Below are 23,127 nucleotides of genomic sequence, written 5' to 3'. Positions count from 1 at the left end.
CCTGACATACTAGATGTCAGGATTTATGTTTTAATATTCGATTCAGAAGTCAAAAAGTACGAAGCGCGAGGAGTGTTAACGATGAAGCTCGACCGGCTGCTAGGCATTACAATGGAAATGTTGACCAAAAAAAGAGTGACGGCCACGGCGCTTGCCGCCCGGTATGAGGTCTCGGTTCGTACGATCTACCGCGATGTGGACCTCATTAATCAGGCCGGCATTCCGGTTGCTTCCTATCCCGGTGCGGATGGCGGGTTTGAATTAATGAACGGGTTCTATCTGACAAGGCAGCACTTCTCCGTTGATGACTTTTTGGCCATCTACAATCTTTTAAAGGGCATCGAAGGGACTGTGAAGGGGAGATACACCAGCATTATGAATAAGCTCGGAACCTTGCAGCCTGCCCTGTTGAACGGAGGATGTCATGAACAAATCCTATTCGATATGAGCACGTCGAAGCATGAGCGGGCATGGGTTCAGCCCATTCTGAATGCCATGGAATGCTCGAACCTGATAACACTTCAGTATACAAGTACATCCGGCAGCTGCTCGGAGCGGCAAGTGGAGCCGCTGCAGCTGTACTGGGAACAAGGCGTGTGGTATTTGGAGGCTTACTGCTTGTTAAAGCAGGCGAAACGAATTTTCAGAGTATCGCGCATATCCAGTCTTGAAGTATCCACCGACACGTTCCTCCCAAGAGGTAACCTAGAGCGGGAGGATCGGGAGGCGGTGCAGGGGATACAGGCTCATCTCCGCTTCGATTCATCCGCCGGACCGCGGGTGACCGAGCAATTTCCGGAGGCCTTCATCTCCGGCGAGGGGCTTCTTGATGTCCAAACTATTTTTTACACCAAAGCTTATGCCATCTCGGTGATCTTAAGCTACGGTTCAAAGGTGGAGATCATCTCCCCGCCGGAGCTGAAAGAAGATCTGCTGCAGGAGATGGAGGAAATCCGTAAACGTTATGTAATGATGAACAATCCAAAAATATGAATCGTAACCCAACGATATCAGGGAGGAAGTTCAAAATGACCATTTTGATAACAGGAGCAACAGGAACCGTAGGAAAACACATCGTGCAGCAGCTTGTGCAGCAAGGCAGCGAAGTGAGAGCAATCTCACGCAATCCGCAGCAAGCGAAAGTACCGGAGGGCGTTCAGGCGGTTGCCGGAAATCTCAATGACCCGGAAAGCCTGATTCCCGCCCTGCAAGGCGTAACGGCCATGCATTTGATCATCTCCAGTGATGAGGCGTACGGGTCCCTGCAGACGGATCCGCGAATTATTGAGCTTGCCGAGGAGGCAGGCATAAAGCGGGTAACGGTATTGGTAGGCTATGAAGAAGGTCCTGTCGAAGCTGCCCTTCGAGAGAGCCAAATGGAATGGACCTTGCTTAAGCCAGGGGAATTTATGGCGAATATTCTGGTGGATTGGCAGGAGTCGATCCGCACGGAGGGGGTAGTCCGCGAGCCGTTCGGCCATGCGCTGAGTGCGAGAATCCATGAAGCCGATATTGCGCGGGTTGCCGTCGCCGCACTTCTTGAGGTGGGTCACCATGGCCAAGAATATTTCCTTACGGGACCGGAAGCCCTCTCGCGAACGGAAGCGGTTCGGATCATAAGCGAGGTAACAGGCAAGGACATCCGTTTTGTCGAACTGACCGAGGAACAGGCGAGAGATCAATGGAGAGCGCAAGGCTATGACGAGGAATCGATTGAGTTTTTTGTGCAAATGGGAAAAAATCCGCCCGAGATCGGTTATACCGTATTGCCGACGGTGGAGGAAGTCACGGGGCGGCCAGCAGCCACGCTTGCTGATTGGGTCCGTGATCATCTGGACGATTTTTAAGAGTAAGCCAGCATGACATTCTAAAGGCTATTTTTATAGGAAGAGGAGGAGCTGTGAAACTTGCCTTACGCCATTGAAACGAAGGAGCTTCGCAAATCTTACAACGGCATGGAGGTCGTTCGAGGAATCGATCTGCGAGTCGAACAAGGAGAGTTGTTTGCCTTGTTAGGCCCGAACGGCGCCGGAAAAACAACGACCATCCACATGCTATCCACCCTGGTTAAGCCGGACGGGGGTTTCGCAAGCGTGGCCGGTTTTGATATTGTGGGCAATGCCCGGAACGTTCGGAGAAGGATTAGCCTGACAGGCCAGTTTGCAGCACTGGATGAAGGGCTCTCCGGTCTTCAGAATTTAATGCTGATATCAAGGCTTTACGGTTATTCGGCGAAAACGGCTCGATCCGTAAGCGAGGAGCTGATCGAATCCTTTGGACTCAGCGAAGCGAAGGAGCGCGCGGTGCAGCATTACTCTGGCGGGATGCGGCGGCGGCTGGATATTGCCGCCAGTATCGTTACCGAGCCCGATGTTATTTTTCTGGATGAGCCGACAACAGGCCTCGATCCGCAAAGCCGCAATCAAGTGTGGGAGGTTGTAGGGTCTCTTTTGAAGCGGGGAACCACTGTGCTGCTGACGACGCAATATCTGGAGGAAGCTGACCAGTTAGCGGACCGGATTGCCGTGATGGATAAGGGGAGTTTGATTGCGGAAGGGACGCCCCGCCAATTAAAGGCTTCCGTTGGCAACAGAACGTTAACCATCCAATTCATCGAACCGGCCGATCAGCGCAGGGTCGGTACTTTGTTAAACGAGGCACACGCGCTGAACGTATTGGAGGATGATCATCCGTTGGTACTTAAAATCCCGGTGGAGGACGCAAGTGCCGCCACTGAGGCTCTGCGTACGCTGATGAATAACGGATTCGCCATTGAATATTTCGCCTTAAGTGAACCGAGTCTGGATGAGGTCTTTCTGTCACTGACCCATGCGAAGTCGAAGGGAGGCAGAGGCAAGCCATGAGTGTAAGCCAACATACAGCGAATAAGAACGGCGTGCTGCCTGTTCGTCAAGCCGATATCGATCATCCCAATGCCCTGACGGCGATCCGAATCTTTATGTGGAGAACTTGGCAGCATACGAAGCATAACGGGTTTGGTCTGGTGATGGATGCGGTTCTGTCACCGGTTCTGCTGCTGCTCATATTTAGTTACTTGTTCGGCGGTGCCATGGCCGGGTCAACCGGAGCTTATATTCAATTCCTATTGCCCGGCATCCTCATCCTGACGGTCGTTCCCATGACGGTGTACAGCGGAACCACGATATGCTCGGATATTACCAAAGGGGTGTACAATCGTTTCCGAACGCTGCCCTTTTGGCAGCCCGCTTCCGTCATCGGCTCCATCCTTACGGATGGTTTGCGTTTTACGGTCGGCGTTATCGTTGCCCTGGGTACGGGGCTTGCGCTGGGCTTCCGCCCCGAGGGCAACGCCATCCAAATGGTATGCGCCATTGCTTTCATTTTGTTTTTTGCATTCAGCGTCAGCTGGATATTTGCGCTGATCGGCGTTGTGGCCAAGCGGCCGGAGACGGTGTCGGGGTCCAGCATGATCGCGATATATCCGCTGCTGTTTGCCAGCAACATTCTGGTGGATTCGTCGACGATGCCGAAATGGACGGGCATTCTTATCGATCTGAATCCGATCAGCATGGCGGCAGCCACGGTCAGGGGACTGATGAACGGCACGGCTACCATGGCCGTGAGCATGTTCGGAATCGGGGTCTGCGTGGTGATTATCGCTATTTTCGCCCCGCTCACGCTGTATCTGTATCAGACAAAAAACGAGCGGTAAGAGACACAAAAAAACCAGGTTTGCATGAGCATGCAGCCTGGTTTTTTATCTATGGTATGTCATTTGCGGTTGATGTAAATCGTATCACTATTTTTGGACCCACGATAAATACACAATACTACAACGGAAAGTATAAGTCTATATTTTTTTCGGGAAACCCCTATACTTAAAGCTATTCTTTAGCAAAGAGGGGGAAATCGGAATGCTGAATCGAAGCGAAAGCGCGGAGCGGGCATATCTTGAGTTTGTATTCAAGGAGCTTCATCGAGCATCGGAGGAATTAGAGGGGAAGGTGTCCGACTCGTATAAGGAGATCATTGAAGCGAAGAAATACCTGTGGGTGAACATGGCCCAATTGGATGCGGCGGAACGGGCGGCCAACCGGGTTGATATTTCCTTGTCGATTGATACGGGAGAGAAGACGGTATCGAGGCTGCAAAGGATTCGCAAACTGCTCGCCTCGCCGTATTTTGGCAGGGTGGATTTCCGAACGAATGAAACGATGGAAGAAGATGCTTACTATATTGGCATCCATTCTTTCACGGACGGAGGGAGTCAGGAGCATTTCATCTATGATTGGCGCTCGCCGGTAGCAGGCTTGTTTTATGATTACAATGTCGGTCCTGCGTCGTATGAAGCCCCCATGGGCAGGATGCAAGGCGAAATTACCGTCAAAAGGCAGTACAAAATCAAAGACGGTCAAATGGAATATATGATTGAGAGCTCCATGAACATCAATGACGACGTGCTGCAGAAGGAGCTCAGCAGCACGTCGGACGAGAAGATGAAGAATATTGTGGCTACCATCCAGCAGGAGCAAAATGCCATCATACGAAACGAAACCGCAAATGAGCTGATCATACAGGGGGCGGCAGGTTCAGGCAAAACCTCAGTGGCTCTGCACAGGGTAGCTTTTCTGTTGTACCGCCATAAGGAGACTTTGAATTCCAGCAACGTGCTCATTATATCCCCCCATAAAGTATTCTCTGATTATATATCCAACGTTCTGCCAGAGCTTGGCGAAGAGAAAATCATGGAGGTTACGATGGAGGAGCTTGCTGCCAAAGAGCTGGGAGGATTATGTCAGTTCCAGACCTTCTCCGAACAGGTGGACGAAATCGTGCACGCCCATGACGAGCAGGCTATTGAACGGATCCGGTATAAGGCCGGGATGCACTTCGTGCACGAGCTGGAGGCTTATATGAAATATGCCGATGAGCAGTTCTTCCTGCCTGCGGATATTCAGCTGAAGGGCGTATGCATTTCGGCTTCGGAGATCATGGAGGGTTACCTTGGCACCATGACCATGCCGCTCAGGCAGCGATTGGAGAAGACGGCCTCCATCCTGTCAAGCCGGGTTCGTACGGAGGATGGAGAGAGGCTGACAACCGCAGAAGCCAATAAAGTCAAAACCGCGATCAAAAAAATGTTCAAATTTCAAAATGCGCTCAGCATGTACAAGGAATTCTTCTCGCATAGGAACAAACCGGACATGTTCGTCATGATCGGAAGGAAAACGATCGAGTATGCTGACGTTTTTCCGCTGCTGTATCTCAAAATGTATTTGGAGGGAAGCACATCATACGATATGGTGAAGCATCTGCTCGTCGATGAAATGCAGGATTATACACCGATTCAATATGCCGTGCTCTCCAAATGGTTTTCGTGCAAAAAAACGATTCTTGGGGACAGCAACCAGTCGGTCAACGTATATACGTCCACTTCACTGCATGATATCAAGGGCGTGTTTCCACATGCCGATACGATTGAACTGTTAAAAAGCTATCGCTCCACGCTGGAGATTATGGGACTTGCGAAGCGAATCCGTCCGGGCAGCACCATGATTCCCGTGGAGCGGCATGGAGAAGAACCGCAGGTGATCCGGTGTCGTGACGCCCGGGAGGAGCTGGCGTTCATTCAAGAGCTTAGCCGTCACTTTTTAGATTCCGGGCTGCAGACGATGGGGATCCTATGCAAAACGTCCTCGCAGGCCCGGCAGGTGTACGAGTCCATCAGTGAGCTTGGGGGCAGCGTGAATCTGCTCGATTTTAGCAGCGACCGCTTTCAGGATGGGATTACGATCACCTTCGCCCATATGGCCAAGGGCCTGGAATTCGATCAGGTTATCGTTCCTTTTGCGGACGGCGAAAACTATCGTTCCGAGATGGACCGAAGCTTACTCTACATTGCTTGTACCCGGGCCATGCATAAACTTTCGCTGACCTATTCGGGTGAGCCGGCAGCTTGGTTGGCCGTGTGAGCGTGAGCCGAAAATCAGGATAGCGTCATCCATGTCATCCATAGAAACACCTTTTAAGGAAGTCGCAACCGATGCTTGCGGCTTTTTTTCTTAAGACCATGCATAAGATTTCAGCGAAGCTGAGCCCATTCGATCATCGCAGGAGAACTTAACCTTAGCGCCGCTTCTTAGGCATTACTTCGATAAACGTTTTGGTTATGTCTGAATTTGAATAAATCATATGGCGTTTAGGAAGGAGGACTGATTTATTTCTCGAACCTATTAATATGAGAGTAGCACAGCAAACGTATGGAAGGAGGAACGTAACGGGCTAATCAATCCAACAACGGGACAGGAAGTGATATGGGACATTGGACTCTCATCGAATACTTGGAGATTTTTTCAGGAAGACGTGGCCGTTTTATGTATTGTCGATTTGCTGCCATTTGGTAGCCAACATCATTCACGTGAATTTCCCAAGGGTGCTGGGCCATTTTACGGATGAACTGAAGGATGGTTTATTGTCTGTCGATGGCATCGTGCGTTACAGCTGGACGCTGCTGGGCATCGGCGTCGGCTTTGCCGTCATCGGCGGGATCGGCCAGTTTCTGGTTATGTACACGGGGCGGTATTTCGAATTTATGAACCGGCGCCGATTGTTTGTCCACTTTACGGGGCTCAGTGAGCGATTTTATTCCAAGCATGGCGTTGGCAAGCTGCTAAGTTATTTCATGAATGACGTGACTACGGTAAGGGAAGCCATCTCGATGGGGATCAATCAGACGGCAAACTCCTCCATCCTGCTGGTTTCCACGATCGTCATGCTGCTGATCACGAACGTACCGCTGTATCTGGTGGCTGCGAGCATCGCCCCTTTGCTGCTGATTCCGGTTATTGTTGTTTGGCTCGGACCGATTATCAGAAGAAGATCGCTGCAGGTGCAGGAAGCGCTGGGCTTGATGACGGAATCCGCGGAGGAGCAGTTTGGCGGGATCCGCGTCACCAAGAAGTTCGCGGTGGAAGATACGATGAAGCGGCGCTTTGGGACGACGGTGGACCGCATCCGGGACAAGCAGCTGCGGCTGGTACGCGTATCATCGCTCTTTCAATCGATCATTCCGTTTCTGGGCGCCACCTCACTCATTATCGCCCTCTTATTCGGCGGTTACCTGACGATTCTGGGACGCATTACGGTCGGAAACTTTGTCGCATTGACGCTTTACATTCGCATGCTGATGAATCCCCTGCAGCAGATCGGCAATGTTATTAATGTCGTTCAGCGCGCGAGGGCTTCGCTTGACCGATTGAACGACCTGCTTGGCAAGCAGGCCGATATTAAGGAACTGCCCGGCGCCAAGGAGCTGAATCAGGAGATCCCGGGCATTGAAGTGCGTGATTTATCCTTTTCCTACGACGATGTGGATGGTCAAGAGGAGGGGGCCAGACAGGTTCTGCGCGGTATTCAATTGGATGTTCCGCCAGGATCGACGCTAGGCATCATTGGCCGAACGGGAAGCGGCAAGACTACGCTTATGAAGCTGCTGCTGCGTACCTATGACCCGCCTCCGGGGAAAGTGCTGATCGGGGGGGAGGATATTCGGAAGCTTACATTAAAAAGCCTGCGTGAAGGGATCGCCTATGTTCCCCAGGATGGCTTCCTGTTCAGCTCGACCATCCGCGAGAATATTGCCTTCTATAAACGGGACACAGAGCCGGCAATCGTTGAGGAAGCGGCACGAAAAGCTCGGGTGTATGACAACATCGCAGAGTTTCCGGACAAGTTCGAAACCCGCCTTGGGGAGCGAGGCATTACGCTTTCCGGAGGACAGCGGCAGCGGACAAGCCTTGCACGGGGCATGATCAAGGATGCACCGATCCTCATTCTGGATGATAGCGTAAGCGCGGTCGACGCGGTGACGGAGACGGAAATCATGGAGACGATCCGGGATATCCGCGATGGGAAGACTACGATCATTATTGCGCACCGGATCAGTGCACTGAAACATGCCGATGAGATCATCGTCCTGGATCAGGGAGAGATTGTTCAGCGGGGTACGCATGAGGAATTGCTGTCGAAGGACGGACTGTACCGAACGCTGCATGACATTCAGGAAGAGGGGATGAAGCATCATGGCACAGGCCATTAACAATTGGCAGCTGGACCAGAAGGCGGATCTGAATGCCCCTCAGTCCAAGCCCAAGTATATATCCACATTCCGTGCTTTATCGGGTTACATGAAGGAATATCGGCTGATCTTTGCCGGGTTTATCGGCTGCACCTTGATTGCCATATCGGCAGAGCTGCTGCAGCCGTACCTGATGAAAATCGCAATCGATGATAATCTGATGGTCGGCAAGAACGATTTTCGGAGCCTGATGGTCATTTGCGGCATTTATTTTTTGTTATCGCTGCTCAGTATGGTGTTCACCTATTTGCAAAATAATTTGCTGCAAAAGGCGGGGCAGAGCATTGTAGCGAGCATTCGCAAACGGCTGTTTGCCCATATATCCAAGCTGTCGATGTCTTATTTCGATAAAGTGCCGAGCGGTAGCTTGATTACGCATGTATCCAGTGATACCGAAGCGATTAATCAATTTTTTAACCAGGTGCTGCTCAGCCTGTTCCGCGACGGCTTCACCTTGATCTTCATTCTGATCCTGATGTTCCAGCTCGATGTCACGCTGACCTTATACTGCTTGATCCTGCTGCCGATCATTGCAGGGATCGCCATTGCGTTCCGGCGTTATATGCGCCACACCTACCAGATGGCCAGAACGCGGTTATCCCGGCTGGTGGCCTTTGTGGCCGAGAATCTCTCGGGGATGAATCTGATTCAAGTTTTCCATCAGCAGAAGGAGCAGGAGAAGCAGTTCGAGGAACGGAACGGCTCTTACTTCAAGGCCAATATTCGGGAGATCCGGACGAATGTGCTGTTTAACCGCTCCTACGAAATATTGAACAACTTGGCCATTGCGTTCGTGACGTGGCTCGGCGGACAAGCCGTCCTGGGGACAACGCTGGAGTTCGGCGTGCTGTACGCCTTCATAACGTATATCCGTTTATTCTTCCAGCCGATTAACACGATCACCCAGCAGTGGAATACGCTGCAATCGGCGACGGTGGCGATTAACCGGATATGGGGTCTCTTGGCGATTCAGCCTGAGGTTACCGATCAACGCAAGCCGGCGGCCATTGAGAAAGCAAGCGTCGAGGGACGCGTTGACTTTGACCGGATCACGTTCGGTTACGAAGGCGGAGCGCCGGTTATTCAGGACCTGGATCTCCATATCAACCCCGGAGAGATGATCGGAATCGTCGGAACCACCGGAGCGGGAAAAAGCTCGCTCATCAGTCTCCTGTGCCGTTTCTATGACGTGAACGAAGGAAGCATTCGGATTGATGGAATCGACATCAGAGAGCTCGCACAGTCCGATCTGCACCGGATGGTAGGCCTTGTTCAGCAGGAGCCGTATCTCTACTCCGGGACGGTGCTGGACAATGTACGGTTGTTCGATGAGACCATCTCGAGGGAACGGGTGATCGAGGCTTGCCGCTTTATCGGTGCGGATTCGATCATCATGAGGATGAAGGAAGGCTATGACACCCGGTTGTCGGAGCGGGGGAGCGGCCTGTCCGCCGGCGAGCGGCAGCTGATCTCCTTCGCTCGGATCATCGTCTTCCAGCCCAAGATTCTCATTCTTGATGAAGCGACCGCCAACCTGGATTCGCATACGGAGCAGCTGATCCAGAACGCGCTGCAGCTCGTGGCCGAAGGGCGAACGACCCTTGTTATTGCCCATCGCCTATCTACCATCATGGGGGCAGACCGGATTCTGGTCATGAGCAAAGGTCGGATCGTGGAGCAAGGCACGCATCAGGAGCTGCTGGACTCCCATGGGTATTATGAAGAGCTGTATCTTCACTCCCAAGGACAGAAGCAGGAGCATGAGACTGCCCGTTCATTGAATCGTACAAAATAACCGCATCAGATTCTTGCCAGAGGACGGAGCTTTCATTAGCGCTGTCCTCTTTTTTTATGAGCGTGCGATTAGGGAAGCCGTATTTATAAGGCGCTTGACAACAAGTCAATGAAGTTCAGAGCCGTTCTGGAGACGTGATGATCCCTCAGCCAGATCAAGGCTGTGGAAGCCGCTGCCGGGGTGTCCTTGATTTTGAAGGCATGAACAGATGCAGGCACGTGCTGCTTGACCAGCGTTTCGGGAACAATCGCCACGCCAAAACCCGAAGCGACCAAACGCAGCAGCAGCGAAATGTCGGAGCATTCGGCTACGATGTTCGGCTGCAGTTTCTGTTCCGAGAAAGCCATCTGGATCGTATAATACACGCCTAACCCTTCCGTACTTGGCAGAATGAGCGGATACTGCGCAATATGCGGGAGGGTTATCTCCTGTTCGATGGATGGCTCAGAAGTGAGCATATAAAAAGGCTCCGTCTGCAGATGAAGGATCGAGAAATCATCCAATTCAAGCGGCAGGCGAACGATCGCTACTTCAAGCGACCGGTTTCTCACGAGCTCACAGAGCTGATACGACTCGTTCTGCTGAATTTTATACGAAACCTGGGGGTATCTTGCTTTGAACTCATGCAGCCATGACGGCAGTTCTAACGAAGATAATGTATTGATGCCAAGACTCAGCGTACCCTTATCGCCGTTCCCGACCTCTTTCACCTCGGCTTTGGCCTCTTCCATGAGCTGGGTCATCTGGAGCGCATATTTATACAGCGCTTTACCCGATTCGGTGATTTCAAGCCGCTTCCCTCTACGATATACCAAGACGGACCCGAGCTCTTCCTCCATTGCTTTCAGCTGTTGGCTGAGAGGCGGCTGGGATATATGAAGCCGGTTGGCGGCAAGCGAGATCGTACCTTCCTCCACGATGGCAATAAAATAGCGGAGCTGTCTGATGTCCATAGGTTGATGCAACCCTCCTTGTATATGAAAAACCTTAGTGAATTCAATTTTTTAAGTATTTTTCATATGGTTCTGTCTCATGTTAGCATACCAATATACACGATAGAAAGAGGAGGGAGCATCGAGTGCCGCGTTTATCAGCCATTCTATTGATCCTTTTCCTGTCGGCCTGTCAACCCAATCCGGAGAAAGAAGAGGTGCAGAATATGAATCGTGAACTCATTGAATATGCCGAGCAAGGCAATACGGAGCAAGTACGACAGCTTCTTCAATCCGGCGCAGACATCAATGCGACGGATGAGCGAGGAAGAACGGCCGTGATGGCTGCAACCTACCATAATCATGTCGGAACGGTAGAGGCTTTGATCCAGGCAGGCGCCGATATCAATATTCGGGATCATCAACTGAACAATGTATTTTTGTACGCCGGTGCTGAGGGAATGATGGAAATTTTGCAGTTGGCGATCGATGCTGATGCGGATGTGACGTTGACCAACCGTTATGGCGGGACGGCTCTCATTCCGGCCTCTGACCGCGGACATGTGAAGATTGTTCAGGAGCTGCTGACCCGGACCGACGTCGATGTGAACCATATCAATAATCTGAACTGGACCGCACTGCTGGAGGCTGTTATTCTGGGTGACGGCAGCGAGAATTATCAGCGTATCGTGAAGCTGCTGCTGGATCATGGAGCGGACCCTCGGATTTCCGACGGGAATGGCGTAACTCCCCTGCAGCATGCCAGGGAGCGGGGATACCAAGAGATCGAACGCATCCTATTGGATGCGACGCTATAAACAAAGAGCAAGTCAAATAGAAGGCAGTATAAGCGAGAAGGGGATGAACGCTATGAACGAACAGAGCACTGCATATTGGCTGCTGAATGTCCGTCTGGAAACAGGTTATCGCTGCGAAGATGACGTCGTGATCGGAACCGAAACGGGACTTTTTCATATGAAAATAGAGAATGGGGCTTTCTCAGAGATCCGCCCGGCGGATGCTTTGCCTGATACGTTATTGCCGACTCGGGACATGTTGGGGGATCTAATGCTCCCATCATTTAGGGATATGCATATCCACCTGGACAAAACCTATTATGGAGGCCCTTGGAAGGCACCGAGCCGTCCGGCTCACGGAATATTCAGCCGAATCGAGGAGGAAGAGAGACTGCTTCCGAAGCTTCTTCCTACCGCCAAGGAAAGAGCGGAGGGGCTGCTGGATCTGCTGCTGCGCTACGGGTCTACCCATATCCGCTCCCATTGCAATGTGGATCCTGTTGTTGGCTTGAGAAATTTAGAGGCCACCTTGCAGGCGGTTGAAGGATACAGGGAAAAAGCTTTTGTTGAGATTGTAGCATTTCCTCAGCACGGCTTGCTTCGAAGCCAGTCCGTCTCCCTGGTCAGGGAAGCGCTCCGGAACGGAGCAGCGCTTGTTGGTGGTCTGGATCCCACAACGGTGGATGAGAACATGGAGAAATCACTGAACACCGTGATGGAGCTGGCGGTTGAAGCCAACGCCGGCATTGACCTGCACCTGCATGAGTCGTCGCATGTAGGGCTGAATACCTTTAAGTATGTAGCTGACCTTACGGAGGAAGCGGGTTGGAACGGGAGAGTCACGCTCAGCCATGCGCTGGCTTTCGCGGACGTCTCACCAAGCGAAGTGGATGAAGTGGCGATTCGGTTGGCGGATCTGGGCATTTCCGTCACCTCTTCCGTACCGCTTGGCCGAACCATCCCGATTCCGCAGCTGCACCGCTGCGGCGTAGACATTTCGCTTGGGCAAGACAGCATTATGGACCATTGGTCCCCGTTTGGCAAAGGGGATAATCTGGACAAGGCGGGCACGCTGGCCGAACGCTTCCATATGTACGATGAGCGTTCGCTCGGACAGGCTCTCGGGTTTATTACGGGAGGCGTGACGCCGTTAGAACAGGACGGCCGTTATGCCTGGCCTAATGTCGGAGATGCGGCGGACGCGGTGATCGTAGAAGCCAGCTGCTCCGCAGAAGCCGTTGCCAGGAGGTCACGCCGCCGGGCCGTGCTGTTCAAGGGAAAACCGGTTTACGAAGCATGATATAGAAACAGCCGCTGCATGCCGGGCTTTTCCGGTGTGCAGCGGCTGTTGTTGGTTAATGGGCTACGGAGTTGTTATTCCCTGAAGTAGGGAGACTCCGCTATGATTTCCTTCCAGGGAACATAAGTAGCCTCCACCACGGATTTACCGCTCTGCCTCAAATATTCGGTTACGATCCGATAGCCGATGGCGTAACCCGCATAAGGCGGAATGCCCATCTTCGTGAACCCGTAAAAGTCCCCTTCCAGATCCCCGAACATGTAACCTCGTATCTCATTGAACCCGGTTATGTGCAGCGCTTTCCGGTAGCGCGGCAGGAGCTCGCTGTGCTGGTCCTCGTCCAGGGAATGAACCCAGGGTCCCAAGTGATCCTCCCCGTACATCTCGGCGGCAAAAGCTTCGGCGAGTCCTTCCAGCACAAGGTATTGAGCGACCGTTGTCTCTGCGCTCCATGGCTCGTAAGAGAGCCGGACGTTATGATGGAATTCATGTGCCGTAATGGCTGCGAGCCTTGGCAGATTATAATCGTTCGGCCACACAACAACCATGATTTGCCCCGGCGTTCCCCCTGAGCCTGTATATCCGGGATGCGGGCCGAACCGCTCATGATCACCGAGCGCCAGGGTGAAGAGCAATTCCCCCAGCTCAATGCCGTGAGCTTGCGGTTTCAATGCAGTATAAGCCTTCATCACGGCTTCCTTGCACCGGCTCCAGGAGCCGGCTTGTTCAAGTCGGGACAAAGCCTGGAGCGCCTCTTCAGGATGAGCGGCCAAGCGGTATAATCCCAGCAGCTGCGTCATATCGTAATCGTCCTGCCCTTGAGGCATACGCTTACGTATCGTGTCCATAAACGGCTGAAGCGGCTGATTCACAAGCTGCTCATATGCGGAGCTCCGCAGCTCAGGCGCAGATTTCAAAGCTTGTTGTTGATGGGTTAGTGTATCGATAGCGATCAATTGCATGTTGATTTCCTCCTCTAACCGGAGCATGGCTGCTCCGTATTATCATGAGGATAATCCTTTACGCTGCGTGAAGGTCAAGCCCCTTATTGACGAACGCTTTTGACAATGAAACCGTCTCCTGCCTTGTTCGGATTAGAAGGAATGGAGGTGACGCTTAGATTCTGAAGCATAATGCCCCCATCATCCGCCGTGAGTTTGGGGCTTTTCCCATTGACGCGGCAGCAGGAGAAGGCGACGGGGGATAATCGTGCCATGGTCGCAAGAGCCCCATTGACCTGCGGCGCTTCGACGATCCATTCCGCCGAGGTCTGTGGACCATTGTACCGCTGCAATGTGCGAAAGGTCCAGTTCCGGGATACGTTTCGAAGACAGATCAACCAGTTCGAGCCGCTGCGCTTGATGATGCTGGCAAGCATACGGTCGCCCGGCTGAATGGGCAGCGGAATGATCGTAACCGAGGCGGGGAGAATCTCCCACCAAGCATAATAATGAGCCTTGCCGTCTATGAATTCATGACCCGTTCCGGTCTGTATCAGATTGCTGTTGCCGAATCCGTCAATGCCGATCCAAGCCGAGGAGTAGGACGCCCCGCGGCTTGGACGAACAAACGGCACATTCCATTTGGCGGAGATCCGTTTGAAAGCCCCTTTTTTTTCAGTGATGCTGTACCCGCTCCAATTGCTTGATATCCATCCGATGTTACGACGCGGCTTGGCTGAAGTGTCAAGTTGGCATGTATGATTCCACTGATCTATCGTGAGAATCCCCATATCTCCACCGCCTTTACTAGATTGATAGTATATCTAATGAAGAATCGGTAGAGTTGGTATGGGTGATCTGTTAGAAAGTTATTGCACGGCTTTGAGGAACGTTGTTCCTTCGTAAAGCCCTCCCTGCAGCAAACTCAATGTCCATGGGAGAGAACGGCGATGTCTCGGTTATCATCGAGGATCAAGCGACGGGCGCAAGTTTAGAATCGGCATTTCATAACATGTGGAACGATGGACAGGCATTTAAGGCTTATGGGGTCATCGACACCTCATTATCGCATGCTAGTTAAGATGCCTTAGCGCAAAAACAAACAGGATCATCGCCCCTAAAGAAGTGATGGTTCGTACATGATTCCAGGGCAACCAGCGTTTCAGGTAGTTGTTCCACACCTCGCCACCAGCACTGCTTCCCGGGTCAACGGCGGCCAGTGCGTCATTTAGCGGGACGTTGAACGCCATCGTTACGAGGAATCCTGCTAAATAGAGCAGGCTGGCGGTAAGCAAGTATAACGAGCCCGGTTCCCCCCAGCGCATAAGGGATAGGACTGCAAGGACGATACTCGTTAGGGCAGTACCTGTAAACAGTGCACCGAACGTCGGGTTGAGTATGGTTGCATTAATGGACTGCATGGCGTTGATCCCCTGTTCGTTCGGAATCCGGGCCAGCGCTGTCATTATAAAAGACGAGAAAGCGAAGAACAGCCCGGCTATGAGTCCTGATCCAGTTACCGAGAATAAAGCCAACAAAAAAATCAAGCGGTCACTCATGGATGGTATACCTCCAATGTCATAGGTTATTACGGGTATGGTTCCAGTAAGTTCATTTAATTGTTTGTACATACAAATATAATGGGGTTTCCAGCAAAAGTAAAGACCTAAACATGCAGAGACTTCATAATCAATCTATAGACTCAGAAATACATATTAATATTTTCTATTTCTGGTAATTAGTTTGTTATGTCGCCCGTTATGAAAATAAAGAATATGAAGAGAAAATGCCGAAGGAATGGCTGCTGCACGTTGCTTTCATATCGAGTGGCCTCCTTTCAACGAAAAAAAGTTCAGAATATCCACACTATTTTCAAAATAGAGTTATATATACGCTCTCGTAAGCGTATACAAATTTTGGATAATATATCAAATATGCTGCAGCCAAAAGGAGGGATCCGTATGAAGTCAGGTAAGAGGGGATTTTGGCTAGTAACGACGGCTTTATTAAGCGTTTCTTTGTTATTCGGTTGTACCGGGGGGAAGGGAACGCCGGCCGATACAGGTGATCCGGAGCCGGGAAAGGATGGAGAAACGGCTAAGAAAATCATTACCGTTACGTTTCGGGATGACGGAATCGGCGAGAACGGAGCGTTCTATAAATGGCTTAAGGAAGTATCGGCCAGTTACCCCGATAAAAGTGTAGAGATTAAGCCGACACCGATTCAGGCATCGGAAGGCGATTATTTTGCCAAGGTGGCCTTGGCGCTCAAGTCTAAAGATACGGCGCCGGATATTGTGACAGAGGATACCTTTATCCTTAACTCTGATGCAAGTGCAGGTTATCTGGAGCCTCTTGACGATAGATTGGCTGCGTGGGAGGACTGGGGCAACGGTTCCTTTATCGAAGCGATGAAGAAGGGGGTCACCGCCAGCGATGGCAAGGTATATGGCGTTCCGTACAATACGGATTCCAGGGGACTCTGGTACAACAAGGACATTTTCAAACAAGCGGGTCTTCCGGAGGATTGGCAGCCTAAGAATTGGGAAGAGGTCTTAAGCGCTGCGCGAACGATCAAGGAGAAGGTGCCTAACGTTGTGCCGATCTGGATGAACATGGGCAAGGCTACAGGCGAAGCAACCTCCATGCAAACCTACGAAATGCTGCTTTATGGAACAGGCGAAAGACTGTATGACGATGCCAGCGGCAAATGGATTACGAAAAGCCAGGGCATTCTGGATGCGCTGACTTTTGTGGAGACGGTGAATAAAGAGAAGCTCGGACCGCCGCTCTCCAAAGTATTGAATGGCCAGGCAGGTAACACGGCTTCCCGCGAATACCTGCCGCAGGGCAAGCTGGCCATTTCACTTGATGGCTCCTGGATTACGGGCAACTATATGGAATCAGGTGCGGCGCCATGGCCTGAATACAAAGATGTGCTTGGTTTCGCACCGATGCCGACCAGCCAAGGGCAGGACCCTGGTTCGATTACATTGGCCGGAGGGTGGGCGCTGTCGATTCCAAGCAACTCCAAGAATAAAGACGAGGCTTGGGAATTTATCAAGTATGCGCTAAACAAGGAAAATACTCAGAAGCTTGTCATGTCCTCGGGGAATATCACGGTACGTGCCGATGTTGCCAAGGATCCGGAATATACGAAAATGCCGTTCAACGAAATCGCGACCGAATACCTGCAGAACGCAGAGTTCAGACCGGCGCAGGAGAAGTATCCGGAAGTGTCGACTCAAATCCAGACGATGGTGGAGTCCGTGGCAACGGGAACGTCGCCTGCGGATGCCATGAATAAATATGCGCAGGACGTCACCCGCATTGTCGGAGCGGATCATATCGTGGAGAAATAATCGGCTATAAGCAAAACCAGCTTGCTCAAGCACTCCATTCATCGCGGAGGCTTGGGCAAGCGGTTTTTCAGATCATCCGTATGGAAGGAGAACCACACATGAGCAGTCTGTCCGTGGACGTTTACCCGAAACGAAGAAAAACGTATACCTGGCTCTTTTTTTTGCTGCCTTCAATCGCGATTATGCTCGTGTTTTTTATATATCCCATCCTGTTAACGTTCTTCTATTCCTTCACCAATCTGGCGTTAACCGGCGAAGCGGCGAGGGAGCTCAAGTTTATCGGCCTTGACAACTATACCCGGATGTTCCAGGACCCCACGGTTCGAATCAGTATCTGGAACACGCTGGTTTTCCTCATCGGCTCGGCGGTGATCGGGCAGCAGGTGCTGGGATTTCTAATCGCGCTGCTGATGAAGCAGCGGAACAAGACGTTTCGGCGGGTGATTGGAACGATTGTGCTGGCGGGCTGGGTGACGCCCGAGATTGTATGCGCCCTTTGCCTGTACAGCTTTTTCGGGGATGAGGGCACGCTCAATGCAATTATCACTTTTTTTGGATTTTCGGAAGTGACCTGGCTGTTTACCGTCCCGATGCTGACGATCATTCTTGCGAATATTTGGCACGGCACGGCTTTCTCGATGCTGGTATTTCAAGCAGCGCTGGATGACGTGCCTAACGAAATCGAGGAAGCGGCGGTGGTGGATGGAGCCTCCAAGTGGAAAATCTTCACGCGCATCATCCTCCCTTACATCAAAAGCACCATTACAACGAACATGATGCTGGTTACTTTACAGACGCTCGGGGTGTTCGGGCTCATCTATGCGATGACCGGAGGCGGTCCGGGCAACTCCACGACAACCCTGCCGATCTTTATGTACAATCAGGCGTTTGTAAACTATCAATTAGGCTATGGAACCGCCATTTCGCTGCTGCTGCTGTTGATCGGGATTGTCTTAAGCCTGCTGTATATCAGGTCGATGAAAGAGTAACCAGAGGTGAGATCATATGAATGCCAAACAACGTAAATTAATCTATCGTATTCTGCCGTACGCGATCCTTACGGGGATCGGCATATGCTTTGTGCTGCCGCTGCTCTGGGTGCTCGTGGCTTCCGTCGATCCGAATGCGATGCAATCGCTGAAGATGCCCAGCAAGGTTACCGGCGCAAACTATGTCGAGGTGATGACCAGCAGCGAGAACCAGCGTGCTTACCTGATTGGTCTGGTGATGTCGCTTGGCCAAGCCGTATTGGTTGTTCTTCTGGCGCTGCTTGCAGCTTATCCGCTATCCCGTTATCAGATGAAATATAAGAAACCCTTTATGCTGACCATTCTATTTATGACATCGCTCCCGATTACGGCTGTGATGGTGCCTGTTTACCAGCTGTTCCTGGGGCTGAAGCTGTATGACAATATTTTGGGCGTCATTTTGTTCTATGTAGCGTCGTCCATGCCATACGGGATATGGATGATGAAGAATTTCATGGATTCCGTGCCGAGCGATCTGGAGGAAGCCGCCTGGGTGGACGGGGCTTCGGTGTTTACGGGAATGCGCAAGGTCGTGGCACCGCTGATGGTTCCGGGTATTTGTACGGTGGCGATATTTACCTTCTCGGGCAGTTGGGGCAATTTCTTCGTCCCGTATATCCTGCTGCAGTCGCCTGAGAAATTCCCGGCTTCCCTGAAGCTCTATCAGTTCTTCGGGCAGTATGGCATGGTCGATTACGGCAGCCTGGCCGCCTTCTCGGTGCTGTACGCCATCCCGGCGATCATCATGTACATTCTCTCCCAGCAATTCATGTCCAAGGGCTTCGGGCTGCAGGGCGGAACGAAGGGATAGGAAAAATAAAAGAATGCAGGGCATCGGGTGCCCAAAGTAGAAAAAACGGCAGCCATGCCGTTTTTTTGTGTTTGGCGAAATCTTTACCGTGAGCTGTATTGTCCCAATCAAGCATGGCCCTGCCTGGGGCCGAGGTCCAATGAATCGCGAAGACGCTTGATATCTCGGATCGGAGGCAAACCGAACATGCGGGCATATTCCCTGTTGAACTGAGTGGGGCTCTCATAGCCGACCTGAAAGCCGGCATCCGCGGCTTCGGATGTTTCCGAGAGCAGGAGCCGGCGGGCCTCTTGCAATCGGATTTGTTTTTGATATTGAAGCGGGCTCATGGCGGTGATTTCCTTGAAGTGATGATGAAGCGAAGAAGGGCTCATATTGACGGCTGCGGACAGGTTAGCGATGTGTAAGGGCTGATTATAATGCTGCTCGATCAACTGGGCCGCTGCCGCGATTCGCTGCGCATGACTGCCGCTGACGGCAAACTGTTTCAGGGATTGGCCTTGTTCTTCTTGAAGGATTCGATAAAGAATTTCCTTCGTGATCAGAGGAGCAAGGACGGGAATATCCTTTGGCGTATCCAGAAGGCGTACGAGTCGGACGACGGCATCCAGCAGCGCTTGATTCATCGGGCTGACAAACAGGGCTTTTTTGGAATCGGATTTCTTAGGAGGAGTCCCTTGGCAGGATTTGAGTAAATCGAAGATCTGATGTCGATCCAAATCCAGCCGAAGGCACAGGTAGGGCTTCTCCGGTGATGCTTGAATCACTTGGCCGGATAAGGGCAATTGCAGCGAGACGACAAGATAACTGGACGGGTCGTAAAAATAGCATTCCTGTGCCAGCATGATTAGTTTTCTGCCTTGAATCACGATGCACAGTGCGGGCTCATGAATCGAGTGAATCATTTCCGACTCATTGGATGCCCGTATAAAAGATAGATCGGCTATAGCCGTAGCATGCGTACCGTCAGTACCCGTGTATTTTTCTATGTATCCTGCAAGTTCGTTCTGCAGACTGATTCCTTCATGATCTAACATCCCGGTTCGATAAACCTCCTCCGATGGTATCTGATTTAATCTTAATCAAGTTTGTAGGAATAGGCAAGAATCGTGGTGGATTCGGCTACCGAATGAATGCTGTGTGAACGCATAATAAGAATATCCTCGATGGTTGAAGACAGGACGGTTATTCATGAAATTCAAGAGGATCAGATAAGAGGAATGGGGGTATATGCAATGGATCCAGCTCTTAACGCGAATGGGGTGCAGCATCCCTATGCAGGCATGTGGGTGACCAAGGACGGATATATCCGCCACGAGCTGCTGCCGAACGGTCGTTATGATGAAGCACGGGGTCGGCGCAAAAGCGCCTATCAAGGCCGCTATTTCATTCAAGGCGATCATATCGAATATGTGGATGACACCGGATTTACGGCTGACGGTGATTTTCGGGACGGCGTTCTCTATCATGCAGGGATGGTATTGTATCGGGAAAACTGACCGTGCGTTTATAGCAGAAGACGGCTTGGCTTGGAAGTTCAGAACAGGATCAGGAGGAGAGTTGTATGTCTAACGTAAAAGGAAAAGTCGTGGCCATTACAGGCGCGAGCAGCGGGATCGGCGAAGCGGCAGCCCGGTTGCTGGCTCATCATGGCGCCCATGTGGTTCTTGGGGCAAGAAGAACGGACCGGCTGGAGAAGCTTGCTTCCGATTTGAATGGGGAAGGCGGCTCAGCGGTTTACCAATCGCTGAATGTGGCTCATCTCGATCAAATGGAATCTTTCATCGACTTGGCGGTAAGCCAGTTCGGGCGGATGGATGTCATGCTCAACAATGCCGGGGTCATGCCTCTATCACCCTTGGAGGCCTTGAAGGTGGACGAGTGGAACCGGATGATCGATGTGAACATCCGCGGCGTCCTCCATGGTATCGCAGCAGGGCTGCCGGTGATGCAGAAGCAGGGCTTTGGCCAATTTATCAATATCGCTTCCATTGGTGCGTACGAAGTATCGCCAACCGCAGCCGTTTATTGTGCCACCAAGCATGCGGTTCGCGCAATCTCGGAGGGCCTGCGCCAGGAGGTCGGCAGCGGTATTCGGGTCACGCAAATATCGCCGGGCGTGACGGATTCGGAGCTGGCCGACAGTATATCCGATGATACGGCCAGACAGGTCATGAAGGAATATCGAAGAATATCCATCCCGGCGACTTCGATTGCGCATGCGATTTTATACGCCATCGAGCAGCCGCCGGAAGTCGATGTGAATGAAATCATCATCAGGCCGACCTCGAGTTCCGCTTAATTCAAGGATACGTCCATGATGAGAACAACCCCCTATGGAGCGTTGGTTCATATTACCGAAAAAGCTAAGGTCTGAGCACAAGCCGTCAGGCTTCTGCATGAGGGAAGGGAACAACAACTGCATCAGGGAGCTAACGAAAAAGCTGTTGAATTAAATCTCAACAGCTTTTTTTGTTGGAAGGATTTGTTATACTTTAGTCGTGTAGCTACATGAGGGTGTGTATAACGTAGCTGTAATGATATTTTTAGCGTGATGAATGGAGGAGTATAAGTTGGGAGTTAAACGCATTGTCGCAAATGTCGCAACGAAGGATGTCGCCGCAGCCAAGACGTTTTATCAAGATGTGCTGGGTCTGGATATGTTAATGGATCATGGCTGGATCACCACTTATGGCTCGCAGGAGAGGATGAGCATACAGATCAGCTTTGCTTCCGAGGGAGGCGGCGGCACGCCCGTCCCGGATCTGTCGATCGAAGTGGATGAGCTAGAGACTGTGCTGGATGCGATGAGGCGGTCAGACTTTTCCATTGAATATGGACCGGTTGATGAGCCTTGGGGAGTAAGACGCTTTTTTGTCCGCGATCCGTTCGGGAAGCTGGTCAACATTTTGATGCATCTGTCACATGATTGAGTATACGTGGGTCAAGTCGGTATCCTCGCATGCGTGCTCATATTCTACCTGGTTCATAAGGGTGAACACATGTGATATACTGTTTATAATATAAACAATTAGCAGTTGCCATCAGAAGCTAGGATGCAGAAAGGATACACTGTTTATGTCAAACGATGAGAGTATGGATTCGGATATTGGATCCAAGCTGCCCAGAGGGGCGGCTCTTAGCTGGGGATTGGTAAAGCCGCCGCAGCGGGGACCGAAACGGGAGATGAGCCTGTCGCAGATTGTGGAGACGGCTATCGAGATCGCCGATAAAGAAGGGCTTTCCGCTGTCTCCATGAATCGAATCGCGTCCTCCTTGGGTTTTACCGCCATGTCGCTGTACCGGTACATTTCCAGTAAGGACGACCTTTTGCTGCTGATGCAGAACGCCGCGTGCGATATTCCCATTCCGCCGGAAGATTCTGCCGACTGGCGCGAGAATATGCGGGTCTACGTCAAATCGACGATGCAGGTATTCCGGGATCACCCCTGGTTTGGAGACATTCCGATTACGGGTATTCCCATTACGCCGAATAATCTGCGATTTATCGATTGGGGTCTGCGGTTCATGACGGATCTGCCGCTGAATGATTATGAGCGGATGTCTTTGATTCTCTTGTTAAGCAATTACGCTAGATCAAGCGGCATGATGCAGCGGGATATGGACCGCGCCATACAGGCAGGCTCCACCCCGGAACAGTTCAGTGGAATCGATTATACGGCAGCGCTGAAACAGCTTATGAAGCCGGATCGGTTTCCGTTCCTGTATCCGGTTGTGATGTCGGGGGTCTATACGGAAGACAACGAGGAAGTGAATCCGATTGGCAATGACATTGATTTCGGGTTAGAACGCATTCTGGACGGCATTGATCATTATCTCCAGACCAAGACACAGCCGGGAAAGTCGGACAAGTAATGATATCGGCCAAAGTTACAGTTACAGGTCGTGGTGGATAAGAGAGTGCAATAAGAAAGTGCCGTAAGAGCATGCAGATAAGAGTGTATAGTAAGAAAGTGCAGTAAGAGTGTGGAGTATGAACTTGCCGTAAGAAAGTGCCGTAAAAGCGCGCCGCAGCTGGGTA

Annotated in this window: 21 protein-coding genes; 16 read left to right on the top strand and 5 right to left on the bottom strand. The window is 51.5% G+C overall.

Annotation, left to right across the window (positions count from 1 at the left end):
- Window positions 1-81 precede the first annotated feature (81 nt).
- The 7 genes from PAEVO_RS17165 (at window position 82) to PAEVO_RS17135 (ending at window position 9,914) form a co-directional block, all read left to right on the top strand.
- On the top strand, window positions 82-993 hold the full coding sequence (locus PAEVO_RS17165) for a helix-turn-helix transcriptional regulator (protein WP_100538633.1): 912 nt from the start codon (window positions 82-84) through the stop codon (window positions 991-993).
- A 35-nt stretch (window positions 994-1,028) separates the two neighbouring features.
- Entirely contained in the window at window positions 1,029-1,847 is an 819-nt protein-coding gene (locus PAEVO_RS17160; RefSeq protein WP_100538632.1) for an NAD(P)H-binding protein, read from the top strand.
- A 60-nt stretch (window positions 1,848-1,907) separates the two neighbouring features.
- Window positions 1,908-2,864 carry an ATP-binding cassette domain-containing protein gene (locus PAEVO_RS17155; protein ID WP_100538631.1) on the top strand — a complete coding sequence of 319 codons (957 nt, stop codon included), beginning with the start codon at window positions 1,908-1,910 and terminating at the stop codon, window positions 2,862-2,864.
- Window positions 2,861-3,694, top strand: a complete 834-nt coding sequence (locus PAEVO_RS17150; protein WP_100538630.1) for an ABC transporter permease — start codon at window positions 2,861-2,863, stop codon at window positions 3,692-3,694. Before PAEVO_RS17155 ends, PAEVO_RS17150 begins: the two co-directional genes overlap by 4 nt.
- A 202-nt stretch (window positions 3,695-3,896) precedes the next feature.
- Entirely contained in the window at window positions 3,897-5,954 is a 2,058-nt protein-coding gene (locus tag PAEVO_RS17145; protein ID WP_100538629.1) for a HelD family protein, read from the top strand.
- A gap of 350 nt (window positions 5,955-6,304) precedes the next feature.
- Window positions 6,305-8,080 (top strand): ABC transporter ATP-binding protein, encoded by a 1,776-nt coding sequence (locus PAEVO_RS17140; RefSeq protein WP_100538628.1) that lies wholly within the window; start codon window positions 6,305-6,307, stop codon window positions 8,078-8,080.
- The gene (locus tag PAEVO_RS17135; protein WP_100538627.1) at window positions 8,064-9,914 is read left to right on the top strand and encodes an ABC transporter ATP-binding protein; all 1,851 of its coding nucleotides are present in this window, start codon (window positions 8,064-8,066) and stop codon (window positions 9,912-9,914) included. Before PAEVO_RS17140 ends, PAEVO_RS17135 begins: the two co-directional genes overlap by 17 nt.
- 83 nt (window positions 9,915-9,997) lie before the next feature.
- Here PAEVO_RS17135 and PAEVO_RS17130 read toward each other — a convergent pair whose 3' ends face one another.
- The gene (locus tag PAEVO_RS17130; RefSeq protein ID WP_100538626.1) at window positions 9,998-10,867 is read right to left on the bottom strand and encodes a LysR family transcriptional regulator; all 870 of its coding nucleotides are present in this window, start codon (window positions 10,865-10,867) and stop codon (window positions 9,998-10,000) included.
- Window positions 10,868-11,073: 206 nt separating this feature from the next.
- On the opposite strand from PAEVO_RS17130, the gene PAEVO_RS17125 reads away from it, so the two are divergent.
- Both PAEVO_RS17125 and PAEVO_RS17120 read left to right on the top strand, forming a co-directional pair.
- Complete coding sequence (locus PAEVO_RS17125; RefSeq protein ID WP_100539492.1) at window positions 11,074-11,664, top strand: ankyrin repeat domain-containing protein; 591 nt, start codon at window positions 11,074-11,076, stop codon at window positions 11,662-11,664.
- A 52-nt stretch (window positions 11,665-11,716) separates the two neighbouring features.
- Window positions 11,717-12,943, top strand: coding sequence for an amidohydrolase (locus tag PAEVO_RS17120; protein ID WP_100538625.1), 1,227 nt, complete (start codon window positions 11,717-11,719; stop codon window positions 12,941-12,943).
- A 74-nt stretch (window positions 12,944-13,017) separates the two neighbouring features.
- Here the strand turns inward: PAEVO_RS17120 and PAEVO_RS17115 are convergent, their stop codons facing one another.
- From PAEVO_RS17115 to PAEVO_RS17105, 3 genes are all read right to left on the bottom strand, one after another.
- Window positions 13,018-13,905 (bottom strand): DUF2268 domain-containing putative Zn-dependent protease, encoded by an 888-nt coding sequence (locus PAEVO_RS17115; RefSeq protein WP_165789680.1) that lies wholly within the window; start codon window positions 13,903-13,905, stop codon window positions 13,018-13,020.
- Window positions 13,906-13,988: 83 nt separating this feature from the next.
- On the bottom strand, window positions 13,989-14,675 hold the full coding sequence (locus PAEVO_RS17110; protein ID WP_100538623.1) for a G1 family glutamic endopeptidase: 687 nt from the start codon (window positions 14,673-14,675) through the stop codon (window positions 13,989-13,991).
- A 282-nt stretch (window positions 14,676-14,957) separates the two neighbouring features.
- Window positions 14,958-15,443 carry an anthrone oxygenase family protein gene (locus tag PAEVO_RS17105; RefSeq protein WP_100538622.1) on the bottom strand — a complete coding sequence of 162 codons (486 nt, stop codon included), beginning with the start codon at window positions 15,441-15,443 and terminating at the stop codon, window positions 14,958-14,960.
- Window positions 15,444-15,845: 402 nt separating this feature from the next.
- On the opposite strand from PAEVO_RS17105, the gene PAEVO_RS17100 reads away from it, so the two are divergent.
- The 3 genes from PAEVO_RS17100 (at window position 15,846) to PAEVO_RS17090 (ending at window position 19,085) form a co-directional block, all read left to right on the top strand.
- On the top strand, window positions 15,846-17,246 hold the full coding sequence (locus tag PAEVO_RS17100) for an ABC transporter substrate-binding protein (protein WP_100538621.1): 1,401 nt from the start codon (window positions 15,846-15,848) through the stop codon (window positions 17,244-17,246).
- Window positions 17,247-17,344: 98 nt separating this feature from the next.
- On the top strand, window positions 17,345-18,235 hold the full coding sequence (locus PAEVO_RS17095; RefSeq protein ID WP_100538620.1) for a carbohydrate ABC transporter permease: 891 nt from the start codon (window positions 17,345-17,347) through the stop codon (window positions 18,233-18,235).
- A 16-nt stretch (window positions 18,236-18,251) separates the two neighbouring features.
- Window positions 18,252-19,085, top strand: coding sequence for a carbohydrate ABC transporter permease (locus PAEVO_RS17090; RefSeq protein WP_098748258.1), 834 nt, complete (start codon window positions 18,252-18,254; stop codon window positions 19,083-19,085).
- A 107-nt stretch (window positions 19,086-19,192) separates the two neighbouring features.
- On the opposite strand, the gene PAEVO_RS17085 is transcribed toward PAEVO_RS17090, so the two are convergent.
- Complete coding sequence (locus tag PAEVO_RS17085) at window positions 19,193-20,122, bottom strand: AraC family transcriptional regulator (RefSeq protein ID WP_100538619.1); 930 nt, start codon at window positions 20,120-20,122, stop codon at window positions 19,193-19,195.
- Between the two features lie 198 nt (window positions 20,123-20,320).
- On the opposite strand from PAEVO_RS17085, the gene PAEVO_RS17080 reads away from it, so the two are divergent.
- The 4 genes from PAEVO_RS17080 (at window position 20,321) to PAEVO_RS17065 (ending at window position 22,961) form a co-directional block, all read left to right on the top strand.
- The gene (locus PAEVO_RS17080; protein ID WP_100539491.1) at window positions 20,321-20,584 is read left to right on the top strand and encodes an Atu4866 domain-containing protein; all 264 of its coding nucleotides are present in this window, start codon (window positions 20,321-20,323) and stop codon (window positions 20,582-20,584) included.
- Window positions 20,585-20,649: 65 nt separating this feature from the next.
- Window positions 20,650-21,387: an SDR family oxidoreductase gene (locus PAEVO_RS17075; protein ID WP_100538618.1), complete on the top strand. Its 738-nt coding sequence runs from the start codon at window positions 20,650-20,652 to the stop codon at window positions 21,385-21,387.
- Between the two features lie 271 nt (window positions 21,388-21,658).
- Window positions 21,659-22,018 carry a VOC family protein gene (locus PAEVO_RS17070; protein ID WP_100538617.1) on the top strand — a complete coding sequence of 120 codons (360 nt, stop codon included), beginning with the start codon at window positions 21,659-21,661 and terminating at the stop codon, window positions 22,016-22,018.
- 145 nt (window positions 22,019-22,163) lie between these two features.
- Window positions 22,164-22,961, top strand: a complete 798-nt coding sequence (locus tag PAEVO_RS17065) for a TetR/AcrR family transcriptional regulator (RefSeq protein WP_100538616.1) — start codon at window positions 22,164-22,166, stop codon at window positions 22,959-22,961.
- Window positions 22,962-23,127 lie beyond the last annotated feature (166 nt).

The organism is Paenibacillus sp. GM2FR (assembly GCF_002803325.1).
Classification (GTDB): domain Bacteria; phylum Bacillota; class Bacilli; order Paenibacillales; family Paenibacillaceae; genus Paenibacillus_AQ; species Paenibacillus_AQ lautus.
This window is presented reverse-complemented; position numbering and strand designations above follow the sequence as displayed.

What these genes read in the sequence shown, in the direction of transcription:
- PAEVO_RS17165 (WP_100538633.1), top strand. Translation starts at nt 82, where the DNA reads ATGAAGCTCGACCGGCTGCTAGGCATTACAATGGAAATGTTGACCAAA.
- PAEVO_RS17160 (WP_100538632.1), top strand. Translation starts at nt 1,029, where the DNA reads ATGACCATTTTGATAACAGGAGCAACAGGAACCGTAGGAAAACACATC.
- PAEVO_RS17150 (WP_100538630.1), top strand. Translation starts at nt 2,861, where the DNA reads ATGAGTGTAAGCCAACATACAGCGAATAAGAACGGCGTGCTGCCTGTT.
- PAEVO_RS17145 (WP_100538629.1), top strand. Translation starts at nt 3,897, where the DNA reads ATGCTGAATCGAAGCGAAAGCGCGGAGCGGGCATATCTTGAGTTTGTA.
- PAEVO_RS17135 (WP_100538627.1), top strand. Translation starts at nt 8,064, where the DNA reads ATGGCACAGGCCATTAACAATTGGCAGCTGGACCAGAAGGCGGATCTG.
- PAEVO_RS17130 (WP_100538626.1), bottom strand. Translation starts at nt 10,867, where the DNA reads ATGGACATCAGACAGCTCCGCTATTTTATTGCCATCGTGGAGGAAGGT.
- PAEVO_RS17125 (WP_100539492.1), top strand. Translation starts at nt 11,074, where the DNA reads ATGAATCGTGAACTCATTGAATATGCCGAGCAAGGCAATACGGAGCAA.
- PAEVO_RS17120 (WP_100538625.1), top strand. Translation starts at nt 11,717, where the DNA reads ATGAACGAACAGAGCACTGCATATTGGCTGCTGAATGTCCGTCTGGAA.
- PAEVO_RS17115 (WP_165789680.1), bottom strand. Translation starts at nt 13,905, where the DNA reads ATGCAATTGATCGCTATCGATACACTAACCCATCAACAACAAGCTTTG.
- PAEVO_RS17110 (WP_100538623.1), bottom strand. Translation starts at nt 14,675, where the DNA reads ATGGGGATTCTCACGATAGATCAGTGGAATCATACATGCCAACTTGAC.
- PAEVO_RS17105 (WP_100538622.1), bottom strand. Translation starts at nt 15,443, where the DNA reads ATGAGTGACCGCTTGATTTTTTTGTTGGCTTTATTCTCGGTAACTGGA.
- PAEVO_RS17100 (WP_100538621.1), top strand. Translation starts at nt 15,846, where the DNA reads ATGAAGTCAGGTAAGAGGGGATTTTGGCTAGTAACGACGGCTTTATTA.
- PAEVO_RS17095 (WP_100538620.1), top strand. Translation starts at nt 17,345, where the DNA reads ATGAGCAGTCTGTCCGTGGACGTTTACCCGAAACGAAGAAAAACGTAT.
- PAEVO_RS17090 (WP_098748258.1), top strand. Translation starts at nt 18,252, where the DNA reads ATGAATGCCAAACAACGTAAATTAATCTATCGTATTCTGCCGTACGCG.
- PAEVO_RS17085 (WP_100538619.1), bottom strand. Translation starts at nt 20,122, where the DNA reads ATGTTAGATCATGAAGGAATCAGTCTGCAGAACGAACTTGCAGGATAC.
- PAEVO_RS17080 (WP_100539491.1), top strand. Translation starts at nt 20,321, where the DNA reads ATGGATCCAGCTCTTAACGCGAATGGGGTGCAGCATCCCTATGCAGGC.
- PAEVO_RS17075 (WP_100538618.1), top strand. Translation starts at nt 20,650, where the DNA reads ATGTCTAACGTAAAAGGAAAAGTCGTGGCCATTACAGGCGCGAGCAGC.
- PAEVO_RS17065 (WP_100538616.1), top strand. Translation starts at nt 22,164, where the DNA reads ATGTCAAACGATGAGAGTATGGATTCGGATATTGGATCCAAGCTGCCC.